Genomic DNA, 25,386 nt, shown 5'->3' with positions numbered 1-25,386 from the left:
GCATTCACCCACAAACGAGCGCTTGAGGCCAAACGATCATTCACCGATCAAGCGTGGGAGCACGCGAAAACTTTAATGTCGAAAAACACGCTAGAGTATAGACGCCCGGCGAGCTCACCAACTTTACGTGTCTTAACTCTTGTTTCCCCCATAAGTTACAGTTGTTCACCACCCTTTCAAAACGATGATTACACCTACAAAAAGGTCGTAATCTACTAGTGACTTCTTAAGACTTCGCCACTCGGCAATCCAATGCATTGCGTGCTGTAAAGTCTAAAGATTAAGTCCAACTACAGTACACTCATTTGCTTGAGGCCTATGTCTTTTCCTTTTCTTCCTTGTCGATATCTCTTTCGTGTTTAGATATATAGATCCTGGGTATAAGCCCGTGACTCGTGACTAATTTGTGCCAAGACTCCACAGCCAAAAGGAATTGAATGGAATTAATGTCGGTGATTTTTTTAACATCATCCTCAAATACAAACCACAGTGCGGCAATATCTAGTTTTTCATCAAATTTTATTGTTTTGTTTTTTATCAGTGTAATGGCATCTCTGGACTGCTCAATATTGTAGATTAGTTCCGGTTTTTTCTTTGAGATTTTTACCGATATAATTTCTCCATCGTTGTAGATGTCGGCAATCTCTACTTGATAGCTACGTCTTTTTTGTTCAAGTGATTTGATATTTGTCAGAACTCGATCTAAAAGCTGATAACCTCGCTCGACACATATTTTCTGATTAAAATAGGCCTCTCGATAGTCAACTTTGTCATCTTCCGGCTTAGAATTTTTCTTTTTCTCTTTTTGCCAAGCAATGAATGCGGATTCAACCAATGGCTCTTCTAGCTTGATTTCAATACTGCCTAACGATCGCTTCAGGTACTCCATGAACGTTTGATTAAAGAGAAACCATTCTCCATTCTTCAAAAAATATTGTTGCTCTTCGTATTCGATTGGGCAGTCAAGAATTTCCTTCAGTGATCGCGTAAAACGTCCTGTATCTTCGTTTTTGAATTGAATAGTAACGTTGTTAATATCAGTTATATCGGGATATTCTGCCAAGAAATCCGAGATGGACTGGATATCTATATTATTACCCAAAGTCTTGCGATGGTTACTGCTTTCTCCCTTCGCTTTAATTTCATAATCATAATCATGAAAGCTAAAGCAAATGGCTATGCCATGTACCTGAAACTCTTCAATTAGAACTTCACCGCTTGCATTGGTGAGGTGTTCAAGTAGTCGCTTGTCAAGTTCACTTGTTGCCTCGGCTCCAACTGATTCAAGCTTGGGTAAATGTATAATCTTTTCACCACAGAAACTTTCATCAATCAGCTGGAAAATTGCGGACAACTCCAAAGGTTGTTTATCCATATCCATCTGAATGGAATCGGCAAAAATTATATTGCGATCGCCCCATATTTCCTTGTTAGCTGCCTTGAGCTTTAAGTGGTCGACCGATTCGCCTGCCTCATAGCTATCTTTCTGAAAGCGTTGATAGGAGGACACGTCTTGTCGTTTTGTGCCCGTGAAGTAGCGGCTTTTTTTCAGCAATATCGAGCTCTCGTCTGCAACATGTAATGCAAGATCGATTCCAAAATCGAGGTGAATAAATTTCGAGAGATAAAAGTGGGACTTTCCTAAGCTTACAGCATAAATCTTTTCTTCGTCCTCTAGATTTTGGCACAGCAGAACGCCAAAATTAAAAGTGTTTTTTGGTTCTTTTACATTATCGTTGAAAAACTCTTTATAGGTTTCCCACCACCAAACATCATTCCCTTTGATATTTTCTGAGAAATAAAAAGTTTTAGAATAATTGAAAGCCGGAAGAGTCTTTTGCTCAACTAGCCCTACGGATTTAAGCTTCTCTTTAAGTTCTTTTATCTTATGATGTTTAATTTTATAGATATTATAAGTGTTTGGCATGTCGTTTCCATTCGAAGATGGCCGGATCCGAATTAGAAGTTGCCATTTGCCAGCATGGACTGCAACACCTTATTTTCTGAAAGTATATTCTTCAATAGAATCAGTGATTTAGAAGTTTTCAATACATCACCTACTCCGAACCGGAGCGCTCACTGCGCGCCCCCACCAGCGAGGCGATATGCGGAAGTGCCGGATAGGGAGCTGACAAAACTAAACCCGGCCGGGTGCCTTTGCCCGTCAAATTCAGCGGAAGCCTCTTAAAGTGGAATTGAATCTTGGGTTGAAAGAACCAGAGACGAACCAGTTGGGCATGGTAGTCGACCACGATGACTATGCTGGGGCCCATAAAATAAATCGCAAATGTCTGCTTCTGGCCAATAGCAGTCACTCCCAAGCACCGTCACTCCCTCCCAAACCGCCCCACCGAAAACAACGAAAGATCCAACTCACTCTCCCCCCGCAAACACCACTGCGCAAACGCCTCCCCCAGCGCCGCCGAGTGTTTGAACCCGTGCCCGGAGCACGCCGACACCACCAACGTGTGCTGCAACCGCGGATGCTCATCAATGATGAAATGCCGATCCGGCGTGACGGTGTAGGCGCAAACCGCTGACTTCACTACCCGATCTGTCAGCCCGGCAATCCGCCCCTTCACCTGCTGCTCGTACATCTCGCGTTCTTCCTCGGCCGAGACTGTGCGATCCAGAGTTTCAGGCGTGGATGCGCTGTGATACTGCGCCGTAGCCACTTTCAAACTGCCCTCCCCCGGCAACGCGGGAAAGCCGTAGAAATCGTCGTCCGGGCCGTGAGTGAAGATGAAAGTGGGTGAGTGTCCGACCAGTCCTGCGTCGGGCTCGGTTTCGAACCAGAACAGTTTTTGCCGATAGACGCTGAGCAGTCTGTCGAACGGCGCGCCCAGCAAGCCGCCCGCCCAGTTGCCGGCGGTGACCACCAGTTTGTCCGCCCGCACGGTGCGTTGGTCGGTGGTGACGGTGACGCCCTGTTCGTCCGAGCTGATGTGGGTCACGGTCTCGCCCTTGTACAGCGTGGCGCCATGTTGTTCGGCCAGTCTCAGTTGTACGTCGATGCAGCGTTCGGGCCGTACAAAACCGCCTTCGGGCTCGAAGTAGCCGATGGCGTCGTCGCGCACCTGGGCAAACTGCGGAAAGCGCTGGCGGATCTGGGCAGCGTCGAGGACTTCGTGTTCGATGCCGTAGGTCTTCGCCAGGGCGATGGTGCGCAGGGTGAAGTCGGTTTCGTCGGCGGGATCGAAGTCGGGGCTTGAGGTCAGCACCAGCAGGCCGGACTGTTCGAACAGGGCCTCGCCTGACAGCGCTTCCAGCTCGCGCCAGATGCGGTGTGAGTTGCGCACGATGGGCACGTATTGCGCGCCCTCGCCCACGGACAGCCGGGTGATGCGGGTGTCGCCATGGCTGGAGCCGAATGTGTGCGGCGGATGATGGCGGTCGATGCCGACCACGTTGACCCCGGCTTTCGCCAGTTGATACACCGTGGCCGCGCCCATGGCGCCGAGGCCGATGACCAGTGCTTCGCATCGTTCCATGATTGATTTCCGCTGAGGCAAAAGAGCCACAGTGAAGCGGATCAGGCGATGGAAAACAATCCGCTGAAAGCCGCGCTCGGGCAAAAACGCGAAAAACCAAAAGCCGTGCGATTACCGGCCAGACTCGTTTGTTCCGTCTTGCATCGCGGCATACCCTCTGACGCCAATAAAAACCATAAGAGAGAGTCCCGCCTTGATTCGTTTCTGCAAAACCACACTCTGCCTCGCCGTTCTGTCCTCGTTCGTTGCCACTGCCAGCCATGCCGCCGATGCGCCCTGGGTCGATGGCGCCGTGAGCGCGGTCAATCAGGAGGTCGTCGACCTGCGCCACACGATTCATCAACACCCAGAGCTGGGCAATCTTGAATTCAAGACTGCCGCGCTGGTGGCCGAGCGGCTGAAGGCGTCTAACATTGAAGTGCGCACCGGGGTCGGCAAGACGGGTGTTGTGGGGGTTCTGAAAGGCGGATTGCCGGGGCCGGTGGTGGCGTTGCGCGCGGACATGGACGCACTGCCGGTCAAGGAGATGACGAACCTGCCGTTCGCCAGTCAGGCCACCAGCACGCGGCTCGGCAAGAGCGTGCCGGTGATGCACGCCTGTGGCCACGACACCCACACCGCGATGTTGCTGGGTGCCGCGAAAGTGCTGGCCGAGCATCGCGATCAGGTGCCCGGGACGGTGGTGTTTCTGTTTCAGCCAGCTGAAGAAGGCGCGGCTGATGTCGATGAATTCCAGACTGATACCCTGATCGGCGCACAAGCGATGATCCGCGATGGTGCTCTCGATTCACCCAAGGTCGAGGCGGTGTTCGGGGTGCATGTGATGGCGGGTTATCCGACCGGGCATCTGTTCTACAAATCCGGAACCGTGCTCAACAGCAGCGACTCGTTTCGCATCACGGTCAAGGGCCAGCAGACTCACGGTTCGGCGCCCTGGAGCGGTGTCGATCCGATTGTCGCCAGCCAAGGCATCATCAGTGGATTGCAGACGCTGGTCAGTCGGCGCGTCGACCTGACCCAGGGCATGGGCGTGATCAGTGTCGGTACGATCAATGGCGGTTCGGCGGCCAACATCATTCCCGAGACCGTGGAAATGACCGGGACCATTCGCACCAACAACGCCGACATCCGCGACACGATCCTGAAAAAGATGCCGCCGCTGGTGAACAGCATCGCCAGCGCCTACGAGACCCAGGCCAACCTGTTGCTGGTGAACAATGCGCCCGTGACCACCAACGATCCCGCCCTGACCGAAGCCATGATCCCCGCCCTCGAACTGGCAGCACCGGGCAAGGTCGAGCGCCTGCCCGCCTCGCTGTCGCCGAGCGAAGACTTCTCCTACTACGCACGCAAGGTGCCGGGGTTGTTCGTGTTTCTCGGCGCAACACCGGAAGGTCAGGACATGAGCAAGGCGCCGAACAACCACAGCCCCTACTTCACCGCCGATGACGCGACACTGGCCACCGGGGTGAAAGCGCATGTGCAGTTTGTGCTCAATTATCCGGGGCGGGGTCAGCGGGGCTGATTGGCTTATGTGAAAAGGGGGCGGATGTATTTTCGTAAATACATCCGCCCCCTTTGCGGGTACTAACTGTAGTCAAACGAAATTTGATAGTCGTTGGTACTCAGAGCGATCTGATGTTGAAAGTACGGCTGAATAGTCGCGACCCACTTCTCGACGACGTTGAAGCTGCCATTATTGATGTTGTCCTCTACTGGAATGCCTAAGGCATTCAATACTGATTCATCATCCCCCAGATCTCTTGACGACTCCTCGCCCTGGAATTGCAGGGTTGCTGTGTCGTACCACTCCAGTCTAAGTTCCAGTCCCATCTCTTTCTCACAAATATCTTTTTTGACGAAAAAAGGGACGGTGGCCCCGTCCCCTTTGCTCTCCGCAGTATCAGTACTTCACACAGGTGCCCATGAAATACTCCAGACCGTCCGGGAAGCTGACATTCAGCAGGGCTCCCAGTGCCGCTACCTGATCCTCGCGCAGTAACAACTCACCTGGTTCCAGTTCGCTCAGGCGCTTGGACTCAATGAGCTGTACAACTTTTTCATTCATTTCGCTACCCTCGATATCCAACTCGAACTGCAGCGTGTCGTCTTGGTCGTGATCGGGGTAAAAGCCGGTTATTGAAAGGAAGAGCATGGCTTGTTCCTTCATGCAAAAAGGGGCGGATATATTTTCGTGAATAGATCCGCCCGCTTTACTTCTTCTTTCTATACGTTGCATGTCAGTTGGAAATAAAAACTTCGATCCGCAATCGACCTACCGATAAGCTTTTCGATTGCTTGCATTTGTGGCTGGCTCAAATCATAGCCCTCCCACCCCTGCGGTTCTTCTTTCCAACCCATGATGGCTTTGATTTGCTCATCACATCCCTGTGGCAACTCGATAACGAAAGCCTGAAAGTCTGTCTCGATGTCAAAAGCTTCTACTAAAAATCTCAAGGTTCAATGCTCCATTTCTTGCCTTTTTTAGATTTTTTATTCTTTTTTGTAGATGTCGGCTCGCCAGTGTTCGGATCGAACTCCCCGAGGTGTTTACCTCTCGCATCATATTTTTCGACTGTACCGTGCATAGAGTCCCATTCAAGAATCAAACCCTTTGCAGTTTTCCATCTTTTGCGCTTCGCCCCACCACCTTGTACAGCCGTTTTACGGCCTACGATTCTTGCATCAGGAAAGGCTGGGAGCACGTCGGGAGCCGGATGGTACTCGTGGTCCCCCGCGCGGGTGCTGACAACAATGTAAACCGGCTTAACCCCCGACCCCACCGGAAACACCAGAATAAAATCCCGATACTCCGGCGGATAAACCGGATTCACCAGAATCCCGTCCGCCGCTTTCGTCGGCGGGTACACCCAAATATGCGGTGCCTGCGGAGCAGCCTCCAGTGCAGGAATACCGAGGATGTCGGAACCATCCACGGCAGGCGTCCAGATCAGCTCAACACCTTCACCAAGGTCCGCAATAAACCGGCTACCGCGTGCAGCAAACTGCACGACATCAACCATCTCCCAATCGCGATTCTTGCCGGTGTAGAAGCCGTAACCCTTGAGGCTCCCGTCGTCCTGCTGTTCAACGCGCAAGCGCACGCGGGTTCGGGCCTGTTTGAGGGCGAGCAACTGATCTTCGGTATAGAGCGCGCTGTCGCCCAGGTTCGAGGGCATGAACATCGCCACCAAACCGAGCAACGGACTGATGACAGCAGCAGAGGCCATCGCGGGCAATGCCTTGAACGCCTCCCCGGCAAGGGCGAAAGTGCCCAGACCCGCAGGAATTGCCGTGCCGCTGATTTTCTTGAGTTCAACCCCGCCGCTGTCATCGGCCTCACGGCCACCGAGCAAAATCAGCTCGCCGTAATCCTTCAGGCTGTCAGTCGGTACCATCCCCGAAGGATTCGAGTAATCGATGATCGCATCCGGCAACTTGCACGACTTGGCAAACACGCAGCCCGCGCGCACCGGCTCAGGCTTGTTCGCCGCCACCTCACGGCTGCGCTCGAAGGCGTCCTGTCTCGCCAGCATGGCGTCGTACTTGTCTTGTCGTTCTTGCTGATCGGCCAGTTCGGTAGCCGTCATGTAGCGGTAAGTGACGTGATGCCCGTCGCCCGCCGGTGGGTTGGGAACCCGGGGAATGTCCTTTTGACCAGCCACTGATTGTCCTTTCGTTCATGCATCGGCAGCCCCTCGCAAGGGGCTGCACGACGTTAACGAAGCAGGAAAATCGTGGCTGTAGGACGTATCTCTAAAGACGTGGGGATTGTTCGACGTGAACGGATTGCATCTCGGCAACGACCGCCTCAATCACACACAAAGCCGTCGGCGACAGGCTTCTGCCCTGCAAACTCACCACGCCAATTTCAGAATGAAATCCCGGCCTGTCGACAACATGAAGCTCGATCAAGCGTCCCTCCCGAATATCTTCAGCCACGGCGCCATGGATGACGCCGAGGATGGTGTCGGTTGAACCAGCGACGGTCTTGAGCAACGCCACATCATCACACTCCAGCACGATGGGCAGCGTCTGGCGGGTGGAGATGCCGAGGGTTCGGGCGGTTTCGAGTTTCACCACTTCGGGCAGGCGCGTCGTGGCGATGCCGTAGCCTTCCAGTTCGCCCATCTGCACTTTACGCCCGGCCAGCGGGTGCTCCGGACGTACGAAGAAACCTGCCGAGACCTGGCCCAGCGAGCGGATCAGCAGATCGGATTCCGCCGTGAAGTTACGGATGTCGGCAACGAAGAATTCGATCGCTTCAGCGCGCAGCCGCGCTTCGAGAATCTGCCAGTTGTTCACTTCCACGCGCAGGGTAACCGCCGGGTGATCCAGGCGCAGTCGCGGCACCACTTGATGCATCAACATGGCCGCCGGGAACGGGCCGACGCCAAAAGCGAGGCTGCCCAGTTGGCGGTCGCTGTAGAGCGCCATGTCCCGCTCCAGCGACCGGGCATCGAACAGCAGCCGCCGCGCCCGCTCGATCAGGAACTCCCCCGCCGGCGTCGGGCGGACGTCGCCGCTATCGCGATCGAACAGGCGCTGCCCGGTTTCGCTCTCCAGCGCCTGAATGCTGCGGCTCAAGGCCGGCTGGCTGAGGTGCACGCGTTCGGCCGCGCGACCGAAATGGCGTTCATCGGCCAGCGCGAGAAGGTGTGACAGTCGTTTGAGGTCCATTCGCCCGATGCTAGCGACGCATTATCCGGATGTAAACAATGCATTGGATACATCGCCGCCCTGCCCCTAGGCTGGAGCGCATTCGACCTCGGAGAACAACAAGAATGAAACCGACCCTCTACACGATCATCGCCCTGACGCTGGTGTCCCTCGGCGGCTGTGACAACAAGCCCAACGTCGCAGCCGGAGACGCCACGCCCGCCACGGCAGCGGTGATCCAGGCGTCGATCAAGGGCCTGGACCTCAGCGACAACCGGGACATGGAAGATGCCCAGCGCGGCTTCATCGCCCGGCCCACCGGCAAGATCCTCGGCGCTGACGGCAATGTCCTGATCGATTTCGATGCATACCGTTTCATCGAAGGCCAGACGCCGGCCACCGTCAACCCGAGCCTGTGGCGGCACGCGATGCTCAACGCGCAGATCGGTCTGTTCAAGGTTCGCGAGGGGATTTACCAGTTGCGCGGCTTCGACATCGCCAACATGACACTGATCGACGGGCAGACCGGCTGGATCGTGGTCGACCCGCTGACCTCCCGGGAATCCGCCGCAGTGGCGCTGGCATTTGCCCGTGAGCATCTGGGCAACAAGCCTGTCACTGCGATCATTTTCACCCATGACCATGCCGACCATTTCGGCGGTGTGCTGGGCATCACCTCGAGCAGCGAAGTGGCCCAGCGCAACATTCCAATCGTCGCGCCCGCCGGGTTCATGGAGGAAGCCACCAGCGAAAACATCCTGGCGGGGCCGGCGATGGCGCGGCGTTCGATGTATCAGTTCGGCAAGAACCTGACGCCGGGCGCTACCGGCATTGTCGACACCGGGCTGGGCAAAAACGTCGCCTACGGCAGCATGGGCATCCTGCCGCCGACGCAGATCATCGACCAGCCGATCCAGCCGCTGGTGCTCGACGGCGTCAGCTTCGTGTTCCACAACATGCCCGGCGCGGAAGCCCCGGCCGAGTTGACCTTTTCGATCCCCGCGCTCAAGGCCTACGGCGGCGCGGAGCTGCTGGCGCAGACCATGCACAACCTGCTGCCGATCCGTGGCGCCAAGGTGCGTGATGCGCTGCGCTGGTCCGAATACACGCAAATCGCCCTCGACGAGTTGGGCGACACGGAGGTCTATTTCGGTCAGCACAACTGGCCGATCTGGGGCAACGAGCGGATCCGCGAATTCATCACCAAACACCGCGACGTCTACAAATACTTGCACGACCAGACCGTGCGCCTGATGAACGCCGGCTACACCCCCAACGAGATCGCCGACAAGATCCAGTTGCCGGATTCGCTGGCGTCGTACTTCGGCACCCGTGGCTATTACGGCGACCTGCGCCACAACGTCAAGGCGATCTACCAGATGTATCTGGGCGCCTACGACGGCAACCCCGCACACTTGAATCCGCTGGTGCCCAAAGAATCGGCAAAGCGCTACGTCGAATTGATGGGAGGTAACGCCAAAGTGGTCGAAGCCGCCCGCGTGGCCTATGACAAGGGCGAATACCGCTGGGTCGCCGAGCTACTGGATCAGGCCGTGCTCGCCAAACCCGACGACACGGCCGCCAAGGAACTGCTGGCCCGCGCGTACGAACAGATGGGCTATCAGGCGGAGTCGGCGACCTGGCGCAACAGCTACCTGACGGCGGCCATGGAGCTGCGCAACGGCCCGCCGGCCAAGGGCGTCAAACGCTCCGACCTGATCGAGCTGATGAAGCAGACACCCACCGAACGCTTCCTCGAAGCCATGGCCGCAAGCCTCGACGGGCCGGCGGCGGATGGCAAGAACTGGACGTTCAATCTGGTCCTGACCGATACGAATGAATCGTTCGTGCTGTGGATCGAGAACGCCGTGCTTCACTACCGAAAAGGCCCGACCGCAGCGAATGCCAACGCAACGCTGACCGTCACCAAGGATCTGTTCGTCCAGTTGCTGGGCGGCACCGCCGGGCTGAAGGAAACGCTTACCTCCGATGATCTGAAGGTGGATGGCAGCAAGATCGATCTGGTGAGATTTCTGGGGCTTCTGGAAAAGGCGCCGGGCAATTTTGCAATCGTCGCCCGGGCAGCAAACTGACCCACGGAGGCCATTGACTGACGGAACACGCGGTCGATGGCCTCTGGACGCTTACCCAAGAAAAATCCAATGAAAACCGGAGGCTCGGGCAAAGCTTTCCGTTGAATTGTTCAGCATCCTGCGCAACCCGATCGCCGCGAAGCCATCCAGCGTATGGACGTAGAATCAGCACCCGACCGCAACCCGGAACCCATCGTGTTCATCATCGATGATGACGCCCCTCTGCGCGAAGCTCTTGGCAGCCTGTTGCGCTCCATCGGCCTGCAGGTCGAGCTGTTCGGATCGGTCGCCGACTTCATGCAATACGAGCGACCTGACCTGCCCAGTTGCCTGGTGCTCGATGTGCGATTGCAAGGCACCAGCGGGCTGGTTTTTCAGCAGGCGCTCGCCGACGCCAAAATCGGTCTGCCGATCATTTTCATGACCGGGTACGGCGACATCGCCATGACCGTTCGCGCCATGAAAGCCGGCGCCATCGATTTCCTGGAAAAGCCGTTTCGCGAGCAGGCAATGATCGATGCCGTAGTCGCCGCGCATACGCGGGACAGGTCGCGCCGCGAGTGCGAACGCCGCCATCATGAGTTGCGCACACGTCACGCGACACTGACAGCCAGAGAGCAATCGGTAATGGCGCTGGCCGTCTCGGGCTTGATGAACAAGCAGATCGCCAGTGAGATCGGCCTGAGCGAGATCACCGTGAAAATCCATCGCAGCCAGGCCATGCGCAAGATGCGCGCGCAGTCGTTCGCCGATCTGGTTCGAATGGCCGAAAGTCTGGGTATCAACCATTAGATGTAACGCTCTTGTTCAGCGCACATTGAAAGTTGTTTATATACGTTGGTATGACTTCTCCATACGCGGGCAGGATAAAACCACACTTATGCAACATGGTTGATCCCTACCGCCAACAGTAAAATCCCTCCATCAAATGCAACGACCGGCAAAGTCATTGACTTCGCGGCTTCCGTTCGCGCCGACACTTGTCCACCCACTCATTAACTCAGGGATGGCTGTTCAACATGTATGACTTTTTTGAAGACTCGCATCGCGTGCTGAAGTTGTCCCACGTATTGCTGATCGGCGGTCTGGGCATGTTGATGGCGGGGATTTTCCTGGCTTATGTGTTTGACGCTCACTTGGCCTTGCCCGCGCTGGTCGGCGCACACGGGATGACGATCCTCGGGCCGACCGCGATCAAGCTGGGCTATGTGATGCGCCTGATTGCGTACAACCGCATTCGCCTCGCCGCGCAGGAACACGGCATTCCTCATTAGAAGTAATCGATTGAATTAAAACCTGTCTGGTTGCAACCGGAAGTTCATTAACGAAATCCCACCACGACTCAGGATGATCACGATGAAAACTATTGGATTGGTATTACCCGTCGCCATTGTTTCAGCCACCTGGATAGTTGCCACACATGCATTCGGCGCAAGTTGCCTGCCCGATATGCCGGTGGCCAACAGGCAGGAAACCAGTGCTCCGGAATCAGAAACTTCATCGGTGCAACAACACCGGGCCAGAAAGGCGCCTACCCAGATTGCCGAAGGGGGGTCGGATCGGCTGATCGAACGCCGCGTCGCCGAGGGCGGATCCGATCGCCTGCTCGAACGCCGCGTCGCCGAGGGCGGATCCGATCGCCTGATCGAACGCCGCGTTGCCGAGGGCGGATCTGACCGCCTGATCGAACGCCGTGTTGCTGAAGGCGGCTCCGATCGCCTGCTCGAACGCCGCGTTGCTGAAGGCGGCTCCGATCGCCTGCTCGAACGCCGCGTTGCCGAGGGCGGATCCGATCGCCTGCTCGAACGCCGGGTAGCCAGCAATCAATACGACGCCGCGATGAACATGCGAATGCATTTCTCGATGGACTGACGTGATTTCACCGAAATCGATCCCGCAGGATCAGGCAAGTAATCGGTAGAAATGCACTACAGCCTGTGCGAGCAATCCGGGAAGAATGGTCCTTCGACACATTCATCAAGGACTACTCCCATGCTCGTACACGCCTACGGTGCCCACGCCGGCGATAAACCCCTTGAGCCGATGCAGATCAATCGCCGCGCGCCGGCCGCCCATGATGTGCAGATCGATATCGCCTTCTGCGGCATCTGCCACTCCGACCTGCACCAGGTGCGCGCCGAATGGGCCGGGACGCAATTCCCGTGCGTACCCGGGCACGAGATTGTCGGCCGCGTGTCGGCGGTCGGCGCCCATGTGTCCGACTACAAGGTCGGTGATCTGGTGGGTGTCGGCTGCATCGTCGACAGCTGCAAACACTGCGACGACTGCGAAACCGGTCTGGAAAACTACTGTGACGGCATGATCGGCACCTACAACTTCCCGACCCCGGACGCACCGGGCTGGACCCTTGGCGGCTACTCGCAAAACATCGTGGTGCATGAGCGTTACGTGCTGCGCATCCGTCATCCGGAAGCTCAACTGGCCGCCGTCGCACCGTTGCTGTGTGCAGGCATCACCACTTACTCGCCGCTGCGTCAGTGGAATGCCGGGCCGGGCAAAAAGGTTGGTGTGGTCGGTATCGGTGGCTTGGGCCACATGGGTATCAAACTGGCCCATGCGATGGGTGCGCATGTTGTGGCGTTCACGACTTCCGAGTCCAAACGCGAAGCCGCCAAGGCACTGGGCGCCGATGAGGTCGTGGTGTCGCGCAACGCCGAGGAAATGGCTGCGCACACCAAGAGCTTCGACTTGATCCTCAACACCGTCGCCGCGCCTCACGATCTCGACGCGTTTCTGGTGCTGCTCAAACGCGACGGCGCCCTGACGCTGGTGGGTGCGCCCGCCTCGCCGCATCCGTCACCGAACGTGTTCAACCTGATCATGAAGCGCCGGACCATCGCCGGTTCGATGATCGGCGGTATTCCGGAAACCCAGGAGATGCTGGATTTCTGTGCCGAGCACGGCATCGTTTCCGACATCGAGCTGATTCGCGCCGATCAGATCAACGCGTCCTACGAGCGGATGCTGCAGGGCGATGTGAAATATCGTTTTGTGATTGATAACGCGACGCTGGCTGGCTGAACCGTTACTCCGGCAACCCCGCCAACCGCAAACCCTCGGCAAATCGGGCAATGTCTTCAGGCCGTTGAATGGGCAGCCACGCGCTCAGGCTCGACACCCGCAAGGTCGGGTCCAGCCGGCGCACCCGTTCCATGGCCTGCCCGGCTTTGTCGGCTCGCCCGCCCAGCGCGTGGCTTGCGGCGATCAAGGCCGCCGCAGCCAGCAGACTGGGCAGATTCCCCTGCGCTTTTTCGGCCCAGGAAGCCGAGAGTTCGAAGCGACCCGCAAAGAAGTGCGCCAGCGCCATCCCGACCTGCATGCGGAACATTTCCGGATCCAGCGGGCTCAGGCGCACGGCGTGCTCAAGGTTGGCGATGGCGGCGTCGGTTTCGCCACGCAAGGCACGCAGGATGCCGCCGAGATACCAGGCCGGCGCCAGGTTGGGGTTGAGCAGTCGAGCCCGATCAAGCAAAGCAATGCCACAGTCGACATCCCCGGTCAGATGGGCCAAGGCATGACCGCTGCGGGTCAATGCCACGGCGTCATCGCGCCCCAGTTCCACCCCCATTCGCGCCAGTCGCGCACCTTCGGCGATTTCCCGCGGCCGGTCGGTCATCCAGCCGTTGAGCTTGCGCCAGAAGTGGCACCACGCAGCCATTCCATACGCCGAGGCAAATTCCGGATCCAGTTCAAGCGCCCGGTAGAACAGCGCCAGCGACTGCTCGATCGCCTCACGGGTGCCGATGTGCAGCTTGGCCGTCCCCCGCAGGTAGTAATCGTAGGCATCGAGGCTGTCAGTGGGCTTGCGTTTGGCCCGCTCGATTTCCGCGCGTTCGAGCTGCGGCGCGATGGCGCCCACAACGCTTTCGGCCACTTGGTCCTGGAGTTCGAATATATCGTCGAGCAGGCCTTCGAAGCGTTCGGCCCACAGGTGCGTCCCGCTGCAGGTATCGATCAACTGGCCGGTGATGCGGATCTTGTTGCCGCACTTGCGCACGCTGCCTTCCAGCACATAACGCACACCCAGTTCCTGACCGACACCTCGCGCATCCACCGCCCTGCCCTTGTAGGTGAAGCTCGAGTTGCGAGCGATGACGAACAGCCAGCGCAGGCGCGATAACGCGGTGATGATGTCTTCGACGATGCCGTCGGCGAAGTAGTCCTGCTCGGGGTCGCCGCTTAGGTTCTGGAATGGCAGGACGGTGATCGAAGGTTTTTCCGGCAGGACGAGTGTCGCGGCCACCTCGGGTTTCGCAGGGGCTTCAGGCGTACTGACGGGGCTGTCGCACGGGATGATTTCACCGACAAAGCGATAGCCCTTGCGCGGCACCGTGCGCACCAGACGCTGTTGCTCACCCGTGTCGCCGATGGCCTTGCGCACAGCGTTGATGTGGCTGGTGATGGTCGATTCGGAAACGATCCGGCCACTCCACACGGCGCTCAACAATTCGTCCTTGCTCACCACTCGCTCGCGGTTGCTGACCAGTAGCAGCAACAAGTCGAAGACCTGCGGCCCGACAGTCACGACTTGCCCGCGCCAGGTCAGTTCCCGGCGCTGCTGGTCGAGCACGTAGTCTTCAAACACGAATTGCACGGTGGCTGTTCTCTGGTCTGGCGCCCCCGACTCCGTGTCCGAGCGGGCGATTGTCGTGCGCTCAATGATACGGCAGACCCTGGGCCACCGCACCGGTCTGCACGCTGGTCTACGCATCTGCCGACGGATTGGCCTGTCTGGACAGAAAACCAAGGCAAATCCAAGGTCGCCACAAGGATTTACCCGAGTGCCGCAGGCATGCTCAACCCACATCGACAGCAACCGTTGCCGTCGGCAAGTGGAGAGATGCCATGAAGATCGTCGTTATCGGAGGCACCGGCCTCATCGGATCGAAACTTGTGAACAATCTGCGCGAACGCGGCCACGATGCCCGCGCCGCCTCCCCTAACACCGGCGTCAACAGCATCACCCGCGAAGGCCTGGCCGAAGCGATGGACGGCGCCCAGGTGGTGGTCGATGTGTCCAACGCGCCGTCGTGGGAAGACCAGGCCGTACTCGATTTCTTCGAGACCTCCACCCGCAACCTGCTCGCCGCCGAAGCCGCCGCCGGGGTTCGCCACCACGTGGCGCTGTCAATCGTCGCCAGTGAGCGCTCGCCTGCCAACGGCTACTTCCGCGCCAAGGTCGCGCAAGAGAACCTGATCAAGGCGTCGAGCATTCCGTACACCCTGCTGCGGGCCACGCAGTTCTTCGAATTTGTCGGCGGCATTGCCCAGTCCGCCACCGTCGGCGAGGAAGTGCGCCTGTCACCGGCGCTGATTCAGCCCATGGCTTCTGACGACGTCGCTGCTGCACTCACCGACGTGGCACTGGCAGCGCCGATCAACGGCACGCAGGAAATAGCCGGCCCCGAAGCCATGCCGCTCGACGAGCTGGTCCGGCGTTTTTTCCGCGCCACCCACGACACCCGCAAAGTGATCCCGGACGTCCACGCCCGCTACTTCGGCGACGTGCTCGACGACCAGTCGCTTACCCCCGGCAGCAGCAACCCGCGCCTGGGTCCGACGCGCTTTGAAGACTGGCTGGCGAAATCGACCCAGCGCTGAAACACCCCCCCTAATTTGAAGGAGTATCGCCATGTTCAGCCGAATCCTGCTGGCCGCCACGTTTGCGGCCCTGTCGATTTCATCCGCCTCGGCCGCCGAGCCGCAGGGGGGCAAGGTCACCGTGGTGTTCGACCGCGCCCTGCCCAACGTTCCCGGCAAATCCATGAGGGGCGTGCTGGTGGAATACGCGCCTGGTGGATCGTCGCCGGCGCACTTTCATCCGAAGTCCGCGTTCATCTACGCCACGGTGCTAGAGGGCGCCGTACGCAGCAAGGTCGGCGACGCGCCGGAGAAGGTCTACAAGGCCGGGGAAAACTTCGTCGAGCAACCGGGTGATTTCCACGCCGTGAGCGCCAATGCCAGCACCACTGAACCGTCCCGTCTGCTGGCGGTGTTCGTGCTCGACAGCAGCGAGACCGACCTGGTCAAGCCGGTCAAGCCGTAAACGATCCATTCGCCAATACACCTCCGGCGGCCCGTCTGCCGGAGGTGTCGGCCTTGCGCAGGACCTCGAACATGAACGCGCCCCAGCCCACCACCGCCAGCACGGTGCAATCCGAAACGACGCCCGCGACACCGCGCCAAGGCAAGCGCAAGGCGGCAGGACTGCTGTTGTGCGCCGCCGCTCTGGCGATTGTGGCGGGCGGTTATGCCGTGCTGTACGGCGGCAAAAGTATTTCGACCGACAACGCCTATGTGCGTGGCGATGTCACGTCCCTGGCGGCCAAGGTTGCCGGCTATGTCACCAGCGTCGAGGTGCGCGACAACCAGTCGGTGCAGAGCGGCGACGTGCTGTTTCGCATCGACGATCAGGACTATCGCGCCCGCCTCGCCCAGGCCGAAGCCAACTTCAAATCGGCACAGGCGCGCCTCAGCGATGTCGATGCCCAGACTCAACTGCAACATGCGCAGATTCGCCAGGCCGAGGCCGAACGCCGCTCTGCCGCCGCGCAGATGAACCTCGCCGGCAAGACCCACGACCGCAACCGCAAACTGATCGCCAGCAATGCCGTGAGCATGGCACTGGTCGATGAGACGGCGGCAGCCCAGACGCGCGCCTCTGCGGCGGTGGACGCTGCTTCGGCGTCGGTCGAGGCACAGCGCCAACGCCTCGCCGTGCTGCTGGCCCAGCGTGGCGCTGCCCTCGCCGCCATGGCCCAAGCCGAGGCATCACGCGATTTGGCACGGATCGACCTGGACAGCACCGTGGTGCGCGCGCCCGTGACCGGGGTGGTCGGCAACCGTCAGGTGCGGGTCGGCCGTTATGTCACGCCGGGGGTGGCCTTGCTCGACATCGTTCCGGTGCAGGACGTGTGGGTCGTGGCCAACTTCAAGGAGACTCAGCTGGAGCATATCCAACTAGGTCAGCCGGTGCGGATCACCGTCGACGGCTACCCCGACGACGCGCTGGAGGGCGTGGTCGACAGCTTTGCCCCGGGCAGCGGATCGGCCTTCAGCCTGTTGCCGACCGACAACGCCACGGGCAATTTCGTCCGCGTGGTGCAGCGGGTGCCAGTGAAAATCCGTCTGGCCAATAACCCCCTGCCGGGGCGCATCGTGCCGGGGCTGTCGGCGCGGGTCGATGTGGAGCGTGGAGACGGCTCATGAACCGGTCTGACGCAGACCGGCCCGGCGTGTTGTTGATGATCGGCATTCTGCTGGCCAGCCTCACCGAAGCGATCGCCGGCACCGCGCTGGTGCTGGGCCGTAACGACATCATCGGCGACACCGCCGCCACACCCGACGAATTTGCCTGGCTGGACATCGGCTACACCGGGTTCAAGTTGATTGGTTTCATCACTGCGTCGTCGCTACTGGCGCGCTTCGCCCCGCGCAACGTGATCGTCGCTGCGACCCTGGCCATGGGGTTGGCCTGCGCCATCGCTGCCTTCAGCACGCGGCTCGACCTGCTGATAGCGCTGCGCATCCTGCAGGGTTTTGCCGGCGGCACGCTGCTGGTGGCCGGTCAGGTGCTGATCTTTCACAGTTACCGGCGCCACCTGCAACCCGCGCTGCAAGCGCTGTTCGCCATCGGCGCGGTCGTCGCTTCCGCCACGTTGACGCCCGCCCTGCAAGGCTGGCTGGTCGACAGCCAGTCCTGGACGTGGATTTTCCTCAGCGTCGTGCCGCTGGCCATGATTGCCAGCGGACTTTTACTCGTCACCGTCACACCGACACCCGCCCGAGCCAGCCAGCGTCCATTCGATGGTCTGGGGGTGTTGCTGAGCGCCACCGCCCTGCTCTGCTTCACCTACGTGCTCAGCCAGGGCGAGCGCTGGGACTGGTTCGAGGCGCCACGCATCGTCTGGCTGACGCTGATCGGCAGCGCAGCCCTGCTGGGGTTTCTGGGCCAGCAACTGTTGATCAGCGGCAGAGGCATGCTCGACTTCAGCCTGTTCAGGTCGAGCGATTTCTCGTTCGCCTTCATCGTCAGCTTCGTCGCGGGTGCAGCGCTTTTCGGCAGTGCCTACCTGATTCCAGCCTTTGCCGTGTCGGTGCTCGGTTTCACCCTGACCGAGGCCGGCCTGCTGTTGTTGCCCAGCGGCGCGCTGTTTGTCGGCGCGCTGCTGATCGCGGCCTGGCTGATGCAATCGCGCGGCGTGGCGCCGTTTGCCACGGTGCCGTTCGGAATCCTGATGATCATGATTGCCATGTGGCTGCTGTCCGGTTCGACCCGCGAAAGCGGCAGCGCAGACATGATGGGCGCCATCCTCCTGCGCGGGCTCGGGCTGGGCTTTCTGTTTCTGTCGATCACCCTGATCGCGTTCACTCACCTCAACAGCCGCAACCTGGCGGCCGGCATCGGTCTGTTCAATACCGGCCGCCAGTTGGGTGGCCTGATCGGCGTGGCCGGGCTGCAAACGCTGATCGAGCACGGGCATGCGGCCAACGCCGTGATCCTGGGCAGCAGCGTCACGCCGGGCAGCCCGGCACTCATCGAACGGCTGACAAGCACTGGCGCCTGGCTGACGAGTAAAGGCATGGAAGCTTCGGCGGCGGCCCGTGCCGCGACCAGTCTGCTGGGGCGAACGGTCTCGGAGCAGTCACTGGTGATTGCCTTCGAAAGTGCGTTCATGGCGGTGACGTTGCTGTTTGCGGTGGCTGCACCGCTGCTGGTGGCGATCAAGATCGGCTTTGCGAAACACGCAAAATCAAGCGCGCCTTGAATCACGTTCCGATTGATGACGCTACGAACGGCCTTTATCCCATCATGAACGCATCAAGCTCCTGATGATTGGTGATCAGGACGTCAGCAGAAACCCCCAGGGATAATGCCAGCACCACACTGCTCTGCAGCAATTGGGTGTTACGCTCGATGTCGAACGCGGCCGTCATCAGATCCCCCAGGCGGTCGAACGCTTCGAGGATCTCTTCCAGCACAGCCTGACATTGGCGATCAACCGCCCCCAGATACTCATTCAGGCGTGCGTCCATCGTCGCCCGAAGTTGAGCCGATTGCCCCTTGAGCAGTTCGCTGAACATTTTGCCGGCGACGGATCCCACGATGGCTCCCACTACCGGAATGGGAATCAGCGTCTGGCCGGCTGCTGTGGCGATACCGACGATAGCGGATTCGGCGCAAACAACGGTTCCCAGACTGACAAGCTCATCCAGATCAATCCTGTTGGCGTTGTAATCGACGATCAGCGCACTGACGCCCTTTGCAGCACTGACCACGGCCCCCGCGAATGGCGCAGCCATGCTCGCGTAGTTGGTCATGAGGTAGATCGAGCCGCCAGCGATCGCGCCACCGACAGCCGCCGTTCCCGTGTCGATGCCCACTTCTAGCCAATCATCAGCGCTGAAGTCTCCTTTGAAAACGTTCTTGCCCTCCTTGTACTTGGCGTACAAAGCGGTCGTCAGCCCTACTGCGCCCCCCACAGCGCCCGCGATCGCGGCAGCCTGGGCTGCACCAGCCAGTGAGGGCCCGTTTTCGCTGGAAATCTGATCCTTGCGCTGCTCGTTACGCTCGGTCAGTCTGTCCTCTTCCTTCGACAGCGTTTCCAGTACCTTGCCCTGCTGTGGATCCGCGTAGTTCTGCACGCTGGGTTTGACCACATCCTGAAAAGGCTTGCCAGACTCCTGCTCAATCTCCTTGACCTTCGCCAGAATGGCCCGGACAGACTTGCCATTCAGATCACCGGATTCACCATTCATCACCCGGGTAATGGTTTCGTACTGGTCCTTGGGGATCTGATAGTACGAATCCCCTCTGCCAAAATCCTTGTACTTGTCCATGTGTTCCAGCACATGGCTGAGACCATTATTGGCACCGTTGATGAACTTCGACTGGACCTCGACGCCATTCAGGAGGAAATCTTCCCGAGCCGTGCGGTGCACCCCGTCAAACGTTGCAACGAAGCCCTGTTGTTCAATCAATGAGCGGGCATTGCGAATCCCCACCTCCACTTGCTCGGCAATCTCACCGTGCTTGGTCAGCGGGTTGCCCAGGATTTTTTCTGGCGCCCCGAGAAAGTCGCGGACCAGGTCAATCTGCTCGACCGCATTGCGCAGGGCTGCATCCTGACCGTTCAGCAGCTGCGTAACGGTGTTGATGCGAATACTGTTGATCCCTTCAACTACCTGCGCGCTGATCTGGTCGCGGACAGAGCCAGTCTGATCGCCAGCCATCATTCCGGCGCCTTGTTCAGGAGCGACGACAACGCATTCATGTGGTTGATGAGCGCGCCGAGCATCTCTTTCTGCCCCGCATTGAACAGGAGGTAGTTGCCGGGTGCGGTACGCATCAGGACGCCCAGAAGTTCAGTCATGCCGTCGGCATGCTGGACTGTGGTACCGATCATGCGTGCAACCCAACTCTTGGCGACGTTCAATGTGCGGGTAGATGTCTCGATCTGCGAGCGATGCTCCATCGCCTCTTCTGCGATCTTTTTATTCTTGCTTCGCGCGTACAGGCCACCACCCAGAATCGCGGCGCCGCCGATCCCCCAGCCAATAGGGCCGGCCAACGCCAGCAATGCCGAACCCGCAGACATGCCGCCTCCCCCCGCTGCCAAGGCTCCACCGCCTAACCAGGCAAGGGCGGCATTGGTTGCCGCCGCACCCGACAGACCCGAGATCGCAGCCCCGGTGGAAGCAGTCCCGAACGTGGTGGCAACAGCCATTGCCGCAGTCGGGGCGAACGCCGCGGTGCCTACACCCGCCGCCACGCCAGCGGCTGCCGATGAGCCCGCCGTGAATTCGACCTGGCCGGCTTCGATTCTGAGTGTGTTGACCAGGCCGCAGAACGATTGGGTTTCAGCCTTGAATGTACCGTAGGACTTTTCGAATTCTTTTGGGCTGTTGGCCAAATGGCTGACAAAAGACTCGACGGTCTGCATCAATTCCGTGCTGGCGCGATGGCGCACGGTGTGAAGCTCGGTACAACCCTTTTCAACATCGGCCGCGACCAGCGTGTAACGCTTGCGGGCTTTTTCGAGTTGCTCCAGCGCATTTTTCTTCAGATCACCATTGAACATTGAATTCCATCTCGATGCATAGCAAAGTGCCATATATTCAATCAACTCAGCAGTGATAGCAATTAGCCTTTAGTGGGAATGCATTTCTCACTACTGGATTTCACAGGGAGAGAAACAGATGAGTTTCAGTGTGCCCACAAAGCAGATAACCGTGGTTTACCCCAACGAATACGAAAGTGCCGCAAACATTATCGAGGCACGAATTCAAGCTTTTCCTGGCCATACCAGCCGCCTGTGGGACATCAGTTTCTATGCTGCAAACAAAGCCACGCTCGATAGCGACCATCGAGTGCTCTTCCTGGGTGGATTCGACGAAAATCCGGCGGCAGCCGCCTACGCGAAAGTGTTCGACTCCATGGAAAAAGCTTGCGGCTGCTGCTACGCCATAGCCGGTTCAAAAGCGCTGATCTACTCGACGGATCAGGCCTCGGAAAGTCGGATCAGAATGGACGGGACAACGCATTTCTACAGCGACACTGCAGGCAATACCCGCTCCAGCAACGGCCAGGCTTCAATAGAAAGTCTGGATTCCTCGATCTTGCAGAAGGCTGCATTGGGTGCTGTGGGAGGCTGGTTGATGGATCGGATTCGCGCGCCGAAGACTTCGACTCGCCTGGAACAACTGGAAATGGGTTGCGAAGAATTCATGCAGAAGCGCTTCGCCAGCTGGGTGGGCTCTACGTCCCCCGAAGCATGATCCGGACGACGAATCATCAACGCCGAATAACGAAGTCCGGCGAGCGAGACTTGTCGGACCAAGGTGTTCATCTCTCACTCGTCGGCGTCCTTTCAGATCATTGATCTTTCCCCTCGCACCAAGTAAAAACCCTCTTTGTTCTCCGCCCTTGCAAGGAGCCGCGGATGCTCGAGCTCACCACGCAACGCCTGGAACTGCGCACGATGGTCGAATCCGACTGGCCGCTGTTCCTCAGGCTGCATTGCGAGCCGCAGACCATGCAGTACGTGTTCGGTGAAATTGCCGAGGACCAGGTGCGCAAAGGCTTTGAACATCGGCTTCCGGCCTGGGGGCCGCAATCGGATCACTGGTTGTGTCTGGTGGTGACCGACAGGGCCAGCGCGCAGGAACTGGGCGTGACCGGATTCCGCATCCTGTCGCCGGGGCATGCCGAGGTGGGTTGCCTGCTGTTACCCGAACATCAGGGCAAAGGCTTTGGCACCGAGTCGCGGCAGGCGATCATCGACTATGCCGCCGCCATCGGGCTGGACTCGTTGGAGTCGACCGTGACCGACGGTAATATCGCGTCCTGCAAGGTGTTGGAGAAATGCGGTTTTGTATTCGAGCGCCGCGTGCCGCAGGCCTATCAGATTGGAGATCGGTGGTTTGACGACCTGATCTACCGCTATCAAATCAGCTGACCCCGTTTTATCAGCGACCGCCAAGGAGGCCCTCGTCGTGAATCCTTATCAATGCCTGCCACCCCGCGCTTTCTGGCGCACCGCCGTGGCTGACAAGCCCGCGCTGAACATCGATCAACTGTGGACGCCGCAATTCGAGATCGGCAACAAGGACGCCATCGTCACCGCCGGTTCGTGTTTCGCCCAGCACATCGGCCGGGCGCTGGTGGAGCGCGGCATGAACTGGCTGGATGCGGAACCGGCCCCGGCCGAACTGCCCGAAACCGACTGGAAGGCCCACAACTACGGGGCGTTCTCGTTCCGCACCGGCAATCTGTACACCCCGGCGATGCTGTGCCAATGGCTCGAATGGGCGCTGGGCGTGAGCCTGCCGCCCGACGAAACCTGGGCCCATGACGGGCGTTTCTTCGACCCGTTCCGCCCCGCCGTGGAGCCCGACGGTTTTGCCAGCGAGGACGCGCTGTTCGCATCGCGCGAAGCCACCCTCGACGCCATTCGCACCGCCCTGCGTCGGGCCAAAGTGTTCGTGTTTACCCTCGGCCTGACCGAAGCCTGGCAGAACCGCCAGACGGGGCTGGTGTATCCCGTGTGCCCCGGCACCGTGCGCGGCACCTTCGATCCGCAGCTGCACCGCTTCTGCAATTTCGGCTTCATGGACACCTATGGCGACATGGTTCGGGCGCTGGAGTTGATGCGTTCGATCAACCCGCAACTGCGCCTGCTGCTCACCGTGTCACCGGTGCCCCTGACGGCGACCGCCACGGGCGAGCATGTGCTGAGCGCCACCACCTATTCCAAATCGGTCCTGCGCGCCGTCGCCGGGCAGCTGTGTGAAGACCTGCACGACGTCGACTATTTTCCCTCTTACGAAATCATCACCGGCACACCGTTCAAGGGCGCGTTCTACCAACTCAACCAGCGCGAGGTCACACCCGAAGGCGTGGCGTACGTCATGCAGCAGTTTTTCGCCGGGCTCGATGCGGTTCAACCAATTCAGACGCCAGCCAGCGTGCCCTCCACCTGCGTGTCCAGCGAGGAGCTTGTCTGTGAAGACGCCGTGCTCGATTACTACGCCTAGGTTTCTGCTGCTGGGCGATTCCCATGCCGGGGTCATCGGCAAGGCGGCGCAGGCCCGCGAGTTGCCTTTCAGTGGCGGGCCGCTGGGCACCGGCCGGGATTTTGCGGTTGACTTTTTCAGCCTGACCCGCCATGACGTGGTGTTTCGAGAGGCCGAGATGGAGCGTCTGTATCGCCAGGCCCTTGAGCCGTTCGAAGTGCCACAACTGGCGAAGGTCGGGGTGCCGCTGGTCAGCACCATAGGCCTGAGCCTGCACTACCTCGCCACCGCGCCGAACTGGACGTGCTACCAGACGCCGGACGGCGAATTCGACGAAGGTTTTTTCGCCGGGCCGCTGTTCGAATCCATTGTCGACACCTTGTCCCGGCCTGCGCTGACGTTCTATGAGCAAGCTCGGGCGATGAACCTCAAGGTGTTCGCCGTATTGCCGCCGCAGCGGGTTCCTGAGTTGTCCGACTCACGAGTGTTCATGGCTGCGCAGGCGCTGCTGATCGAGCGATTGCAAGGGCTTGGCATTGAGCTGATCGACGTGCGCGCAGCGGCGAATGATGAGCAGGGTTTTCAGCGTTCGGCATATTGCGAAGTGGATGACCCGCTGCACGGGAATCTGGCGTTCGGCGAGCTGATCGTCGAGCAACTGCTCAAACAAGGAATTTAGACCCGGACCTGTGGGAGCGAGCTTGCTCGCTCCCACTGAGGGATTTTCAGGTTCATCAAGCCTTCGGCTGCGTCCCCAGAATCGTCACCCGCTCGCCATACCGCGAATGCGGGAAGTAATCCCAGACCGCATGGTGCTGGGTGCAGCGGTTGTCCCAGAACACCAGGGTATTCGGCGCCCAGCGCACGCGACAGCTGAGGGACGGCTCCCGCGCCACCAGATCGAACAGCATGTTCAACAGCACCTGGCTTTCCCCGCCGGACAACTGGACGATGTGCGACGTGAACCCGGAATTGACGAACAGCGATTTGCGCCCGGTGTCCGGATGGCGAACCACCACCGGGTGTTCGGTTTTCGGCAGGTTGGCCGGCGCCTCATAGCCCTTCCACGGAATCGCGCCGTCGTGGATCGCCGTCAGTTCGCCGAGAAACTGCTGCATCGTCGGCGACAGCATTTCCAGCGCCAGGTGCATGTTGGCGAACAGCGTATCGCCGCCGGTGCCGATGGCCGGGGTTTCCTTGACGTAGAGCATCGAGCCCATGGACGGCGCCAGGTCGGCGGTGCCGTCGGTGTGCCAGGTTTCGCCGGCCACGTAGCGCGATTGCGCATTGGCGCGGATCACCACCAGTTCCGGGTCATCGCCGTCGATGTCTTCCACCGGCAGCGCCCGCAGCTCACCGAACAGCCGGCCAAACGCCTTGTGCTCGTCCACCGTCAGATGCTGATCGCGGAACACCACCACGTGGTTCTCCAGAAAGGCGCGGCGGATTTCCGCGAGCTGCTCATCGCTCAGGGGTTGCGACAGGTCGACGCCGCCGATCTCGGCGCCGATGATCGGCGTGATTCGCTCGACCGTGATGTGCTGATACGGCGCGCGCCGTTCTGCGGCGATGCGCTCGATTGCCTTGAGTGCCAACTGATCCATGTT

General features: G+C 59.2%; 25 protein-coding genes. 14 read left to right on the top strand and 11 right to left on the bottom strand.

What is annotated here, in order from left to right:
• Positions 1–316 precede the first annotated feature (316 nt).
• Together AC1Q9F_RS00295 and solA are read right to left on the bottom strand one after the other, a co-directional pair.
• The gene (locus tag AC1Q9F_RS00295; RefSeq protein WP_492619382.1) at positions 317–1,927 is read right to left on the bottom strand and encodes a DUF6119 family protein; all 1,611 of its coding nucleotides are present in this window, start codon (positions 1,925–1,927) and stop codon (positions 317–319) included.
• Positions 1,928–2,327: 400 nt separating this feature from the next.
• On the bottom strand, positions 2,328–3,491 hold the full coding sequence (solA, locus tag AC1Q9F_RS00290; protein WP_492619383.1) for an N-methyl-L-tryptophan oxidase: 1,164 nt from the start codon (positions 3,489–3,491) through the stop codon (positions 2,328–2,330).
• A gap of 193 nt (positions 3,492–3,684) precedes the next feature.
• On the opposite strand from solA, the gene AC1Q9F_RS00285 reads away from it, so the two are divergent.
• Complete coding sequence (locus tag AC1Q9F_RS00285; RefSeq protein ID WP_492619384.1) at positions 3,685–5,016, top strand: amidohydrolase; 1,332 nt, start codon at positions 3,685–3,687, stop codon at positions 5,014–5,016.
• Between the two features lie 62 nt (positions 5,017–5,078).
• Here the strand turns inward: AC1Q9F_RS00285 and AC1Q9F_RS00280 are convergent, their stop codons facing one another.
• From AC1Q9F_RS00280 to AC1Q9F_RS00260, 5 genes are all read right to left on the bottom strand, one after another.
• A complete protein-coding gene (locus tag AC1Q9F_RS00280; RefSeq protein ID WP_492619385.1) occupies positions 5,079–5,324 on the bottom strand; it encodes a colicin E3-like toxin immunity protein in 246 nt (81 codons plus the stop codon).
• 70 nt (positions 5,325–5,394) lie between these two features.
• Positions 5,395–5,646, bottom strand: a complete 252-nt coding sequence (locus AC1Q9F_RS00275) for a pyocin S6 family toxin immunity protein (RefSeq protein WP_492619386.1) — start codon at positions 5,644–5,646, stop codon at positions 5,395–5,397.
• A 71-nt stretch (positions 5,647–5,717) separates the two neighbouring features.
• Positions 5,718–5,948 carry a DUF7683 domain-containing protein gene (locus tag AC1Q9F_RS00270; protein ID WP_492619387.1) on the bottom strand — a complete coding sequence of 77 codons (231 nt, stop codon included), beginning with the start codon at positions 5,946–5,948 and terminating at the stop codon, positions 5,718–5,720.
• Positions 5,945–7,156, bottom strand: a complete 1,212-nt coding sequence (locus tag AC1Q9F_RS00265; RefSeq protein WP_492619388.1) for a colicin E3/pyocin S6 family cytotoxin — start codon at positions 7,154–7,156, stop codon at positions 5,945–5,947. Before AC1Q9F_RS00265 ends, AC1Q9F_RS00270 begins: the two co-directional genes overlap by 4 nt.
• A 91-nt stretch (positions 7,157–7,247) precedes the next feature.
• A complete protein-coding gene (locus AC1Q9F_RS00260; protein WP_492619389.1) occupies positions 7,248–8,171 on the bottom strand; it encodes a LysR family transcriptional regulator in 924 nt (307 codons plus the stop codon).
• Between the two features lie 104 nt (positions 8,172–8,275).
• Between AC1Q9F_RS00260 and AC1Q9F_RS00255 the strand changes: the two genes are divergently transcribed.
• From AC1Q9F_RS00255 to AC1Q9F_RS00235, 5 genes are all read left to right on the top strand, one after another.
• Complete coding sequence (locus tag AC1Q9F_RS00255; protein WP_492619390.1) at positions 8,276–10,243, top strand: alkyl/aryl-sulfatase; 1,968 nt, start codon at positions 8,276–8,278, stop codon at positions 10,241–10,243.
• Between the two features lie 153 nt (positions 10,244–10,396).
• Positions 10,397–11,035 (top strand): response regulator transcription factor, encoded by a 639-nt coding sequence (locus AC1Q9F_RS00250; RefSeq protein WP_492619391.1) that lies wholly within the window; start codon positions 10,397–10,399, stop codon positions 11,033–11,035.
• Between the two features lie 227 nt (positions 11,036–11,262).
• Entirely contained in the window at positions 11,263–11,517 is a 255-nt protein-coding gene (locus AC1Q9F_RS00245) for a transmembrane sensor/regulator PpyR (RefSeq protein WP_207985877.1), read from the top strand.
• Positions 11,518–11,599: 82 nt separating this feature from the next.
• Positions 11,600–12,115: a phage infection protein gene (locus tag AC1Q9F_RS00240; protein WP_207985876.1), complete on the top strand. Its 516-nt coding sequence runs from the start codon at positions 11,600–11,602 to the stop codon at positions 12,113–12,115.
• A 120-nt stretch (positions 12,116–12,235) separates the two neighbouring features.
• A complete protein-coding gene (locus tag AC1Q9F_RS00235; protein ID WP_492619392.1) occupies positions 12,236–13,285 on the top strand; it encodes an NAD(P)-dependent alcohol dehydrogenase in 1,050 nt (349 codons plus the stop codon).
• Between the two features lie 4 nt (positions 13,286–13,289).
• Here AC1Q9F_RS00235 and AC1Q9F_RS00230 read toward each other — a convergent pair whose 3' ends face one another.
• The gene (locus AC1Q9F_RS00230) at positions 13,290–14,858 is read right to left on the bottom strand and encodes a winged helix-turn-helix domain-containing tetratricopeptide repeat protein (RefSeq protein ID WP_492619393.1); all 1,569 of its coding nucleotides are present in this window, start codon (positions 14,856–14,858) and stop codon (positions 13,290–13,292) included.
• Between the two features lie 251 nt (positions 14,859–15,109).
• On the opposite strand from AC1Q9F_RS00230, the gene AC1Q9F_RS00225 reads away from it, so the two are divergent.
• The 4 genes from AC1Q9F_RS00225 to AC1Q9F_RS00210 all read left to right on the top strand — a co-directional run bounded on the left by AC1Q9F_RS00225 (position 15,110) and on the right by AC1Q9F_RS00210 (position 19,032).
• Positions 15,110–15,865 (top strand): SDR family oxidoreductase, encoded by a 756-nt coding sequence (locus AC1Q9F_RS00225; protein ID WP_207985873.1) that lies wholly within the window; start codon positions 15,110–15,112, stop codon positions 15,863–15,865.
• 31 nt (positions 15,866–15,896) lie between these two features.
• A complete protein-coding gene (locus tag AC1Q9F_RS00220) occupies positions 15,897–16,310 on the top strand; it encodes a cupin domain-containing protein (RefSeq protein ID WP_207985872.1) in 414 nt (137 codons plus the stop codon).
• Positions 16,311–16,381: 71 nt separating this feature from the next.
• Positions 16,382–17,473 carry an HlyD family secretion protein gene (locus tag AC1Q9F_RS00215; protein ID WP_492619394.1) on the top strand — a complete coding sequence of 364 codons (1,092 nt, stop codon included), beginning with the start codon at positions 16,382–16,384 and terminating at the stop codon, positions 17,471–17,473.
• The gene (locus AC1Q9F_RS00210) at positions 17,470–19,032 is read left to right on the top strand and encodes an MFS transporter (protein ID WP_492619395.1); all 1,563 of its coding nucleotides are present in this window, start codon (positions 17,470–17,472) and stop codon (positions 19,030–19,032) included. The genes AC1Q9F_RS00215 and AC1Q9F_RS00210 overlap by 4 nt, the downstream gene beginning before the upstream one ends.
• A 34-nt stretch (positions 19,033–19,066) precedes the next feature.
• On the opposite strand, the gene AC1Q9F_RS00205 is transcribed toward AC1Q9F_RS00210, so the two are convergent.
• Together AC1Q9F_RS00205 and AC1Q9F_RS00200 are read right to left on the bottom strand one after the other, a co-directional pair.
• Positions 19,067–20,497: a hypothetical protein gene (locus tag AC1Q9F_RS00205; protein ID WP_207985869.1), complete on the bottom strand. Its 1,431-nt coding sequence runs from the start codon at positions 20,495–20,497 to the stop codon at positions 19,067–19,069.
• Positions 20,497–21,345 carry a hypothetical protein gene (locus AC1Q9F_RS00200; protein WP_207985868.1) on the bottom strand — a complete coding sequence of 283 codons (849 nt, stop codon included), beginning with the start codon at positions 21,343–21,345 and terminating at the stop codon, positions 20,497–20,499. The genes AC1Q9F_RS00205 and AC1Q9F_RS00200 overlap by 1 nt, the downstream gene beginning before the upstream one ends.
• Positions 21,346–21,463: 118 nt before the next feature.
• On the opposite strand from AC1Q9F_RS00200, the gene AC1Q9F_RS00195 reads away from it, so the two are divergent.
• From AC1Q9F_RS00195 to AC1Q9F_RS00180, 4 genes are all read left to right on the top strand, one after another.
• On the top strand, positions 21,464–22,042 hold the full coding sequence (locus tag AC1Q9F_RS00195; protein ID WP_492619396.1) for a hypothetical protein: 579 nt from the start codon (positions 21,464–21,466) through the stop codon (positions 22,040–22,042).
• A gap of 164 nt (positions 22,043–22,206) precedes the next feature.
• The gene (locus AC1Q9F_RS00190) at positions 22,207–22,722 is read left to right on the top strand and encodes a GNAT family N-acetyltransferase (protein ID WP_492619397.1); all 516 of its coding nucleotides are present in this window, start codon (positions 22,207–22,209) and stop codon (positions 22,720–22,722) included.
• Between the two features lie 37 nt (positions 22,723–22,759).
• On the top strand, positions 22,760–23,800 hold the full coding sequence (locus AC1Q9F_RS00185; RefSeq protein ID WP_492619398.1) for a GSCFA domain-containing protein: 1,041 nt from the start codon (positions 22,760–22,762) through the stop codon (positions 23,798–23,800).
• Positions 23,769–24,458, top strand: coding sequence for a hypothetical protein (locus AC1Q9F_RS00180; protein ID WP_492619399.1), 690 nt, complete (start codon positions 23,769–23,771; stop codon positions 24,456–24,458). Before AC1Q9F_RS00185 ends, AC1Q9F_RS00180 begins: the two co-directional genes overlap by 32 nt.
• Before the next feature lie 55 nt (positions 24,459–24,513).
• Here AC1Q9F_RS00180 and AC1Q9F_RS00175 read toward each other — a convergent pair whose 3' ends face one another.
• Positions 24,514–25,383: a TauD/TfdA dioxygenase family protein gene (locus AC1Q9F_RS00175; RefSeq protein WP_492619400.1), complete on the bottom strand. Its 870-nt coding sequence runs from the start codon at positions 25,381–25,383 to the stop codon at positions 24,514–24,516.
• Positions 25,384–25,386 lie beyond the last annotated feature (3 nt).

The organism is Pseudomonas sp. GW823-FHT04A03, assembly GCF_058796615.1.
The sequence above is the reverse complement of the archived record's forward strand: the minus strand, read 5'-3'. Positions and strand labels throughout refer to the sequence as shown.

Bases quoted from the DNA above. Each gene is read 5' to 3' on its own strand.
- AC1Q9F_RS00295 (WP_492619382.1), bottom strand. From the start codon at position 1,927: ATGCCAAACACTTATAATATCTATAAAATTAAACATCATAAGATAAAA.
- solA (WP_492619383.1), bottom strand. From the start codon at position 3,491: ATGGAACGATGCGAAGCACTGGTCATCGGCCTCGGCGCCATGGGCGCG.
- AC1Q9F_RS00280 (WP_492619385.1), bottom strand. From the start codon at position 5,324: ATGGGACTGGAACTTAGACTGGAGTGGTACGACACAGCAACCCTGCAA.
- AC1Q9F_RS00275 (WP_492619386.1), bottom strand. From the start codon at position 5,646: ATGCTCTTCCTTTCAATAACCGGCTTTTACCCCGATCACGACCAAGAC.
- AC1Q9F_RS00260 (WP_492619389.1), bottom strand. From the start codon at position 8,171: ATGGACCTCAAACGACTGTCACACCTTCTCGCGCTGGCCGATGAACGC.
- AC1Q9F_RS00255 (WP_492619390.1), top strand. From the start codon at position 8,276: ATGAAACCGACCCTCTACACGATCATCGCCCTGACGCTGGTGTCCCTC.
- AC1Q9F_RS00250 (WP_492619391.1), top strand. From the start codon at position 10,397: ATGGACGTAGAATCAGCACCCGACCGCAACCCGGAACCCATCGTGTTC.
- AC1Q9F_RS00245 (WP_207985877.1), top strand. From the start codon at position 11,263: ATGTATGACTTTTTTGAAGACTCGCATCGCGTGCTGAAGTTGTCCCAC.
- AC1Q9F_RS00240 (WP_207985876.1), top strand. From the start codon at position 11,600: ATGAAAACTATTGGATTGGTATTACCCGTCGCCATTGTTTCAGCCACC.
- AC1Q9F_RS00235 (WP_492619392.1), top strand. From the start codon at position 12,236: ATGCTCGTACACGCCTACGGTGCCCACGCCGGCGATAAACCCCTTGAG.
- AC1Q9F_RS00225 (WP_207985873.1), top strand. From the start codon at position 15,110: ATGAAGATCGTCGTTATCGGAGGCACCGGCCTCATCGGATCGAAACTT.
- AC1Q9F_RS00220 (WP_207985872.1), top strand. From the start codon at position 15,897: ATGTTCAGCCGAATCCTGCTGGCCGCCACGTTTGCGGCCCTGTCGATT.
- AC1Q9F_RS00215 (WP_492619394.1), top strand. From the start codon at position 16,382: ATGAACGCGCCCCAGCCCACCACCGCCAGCACGGTGCAATCCGAAACG.
- AC1Q9F_RS00210 (WP_492619395.1), top strand. From the start codon at position 17,470: ATGAACCGGTCTGACGCAGACCGGCCCGGCGTGTTGTTGATGATCGGC.
- AC1Q9F_RS00205 (WP_207985869.1), bottom strand. From the start codon at position 20,497: ATGGCTGGCGATCAGACTGGCTCTGTCCGCGACCAGATCAGCGCGCAG.
- AC1Q9F_RS00200 (WP_207985868.1), bottom strand. From the start codon at position 21,345: ATGTTCAATGGTGATCTGAAGAAAAATGCGCTGGAGCAACTCGAAAAA.
- AC1Q9F_RS00195 (WP_492619396.1), top strand. From the start codon at position 21,464: ATGAGTTTCAGTGTGCCCACAAAGCAGATAACCGTGGTTTACCCCAAC.
- AC1Q9F_RS00190 (WP_492619397.1), top strand. From the start codon at position 22,207: ATGCTCGAGCTCACCACGCAACGCCTGGAACTGCGCACGATGGTCGAA.
- AC1Q9F_RS00175 (WP_492619400.1), bottom strand. From the start codon at position 25,383: ATGGATCAGTTGGCACTCAAGGCAATCGAGCGCATCGCCGCAGAACGG.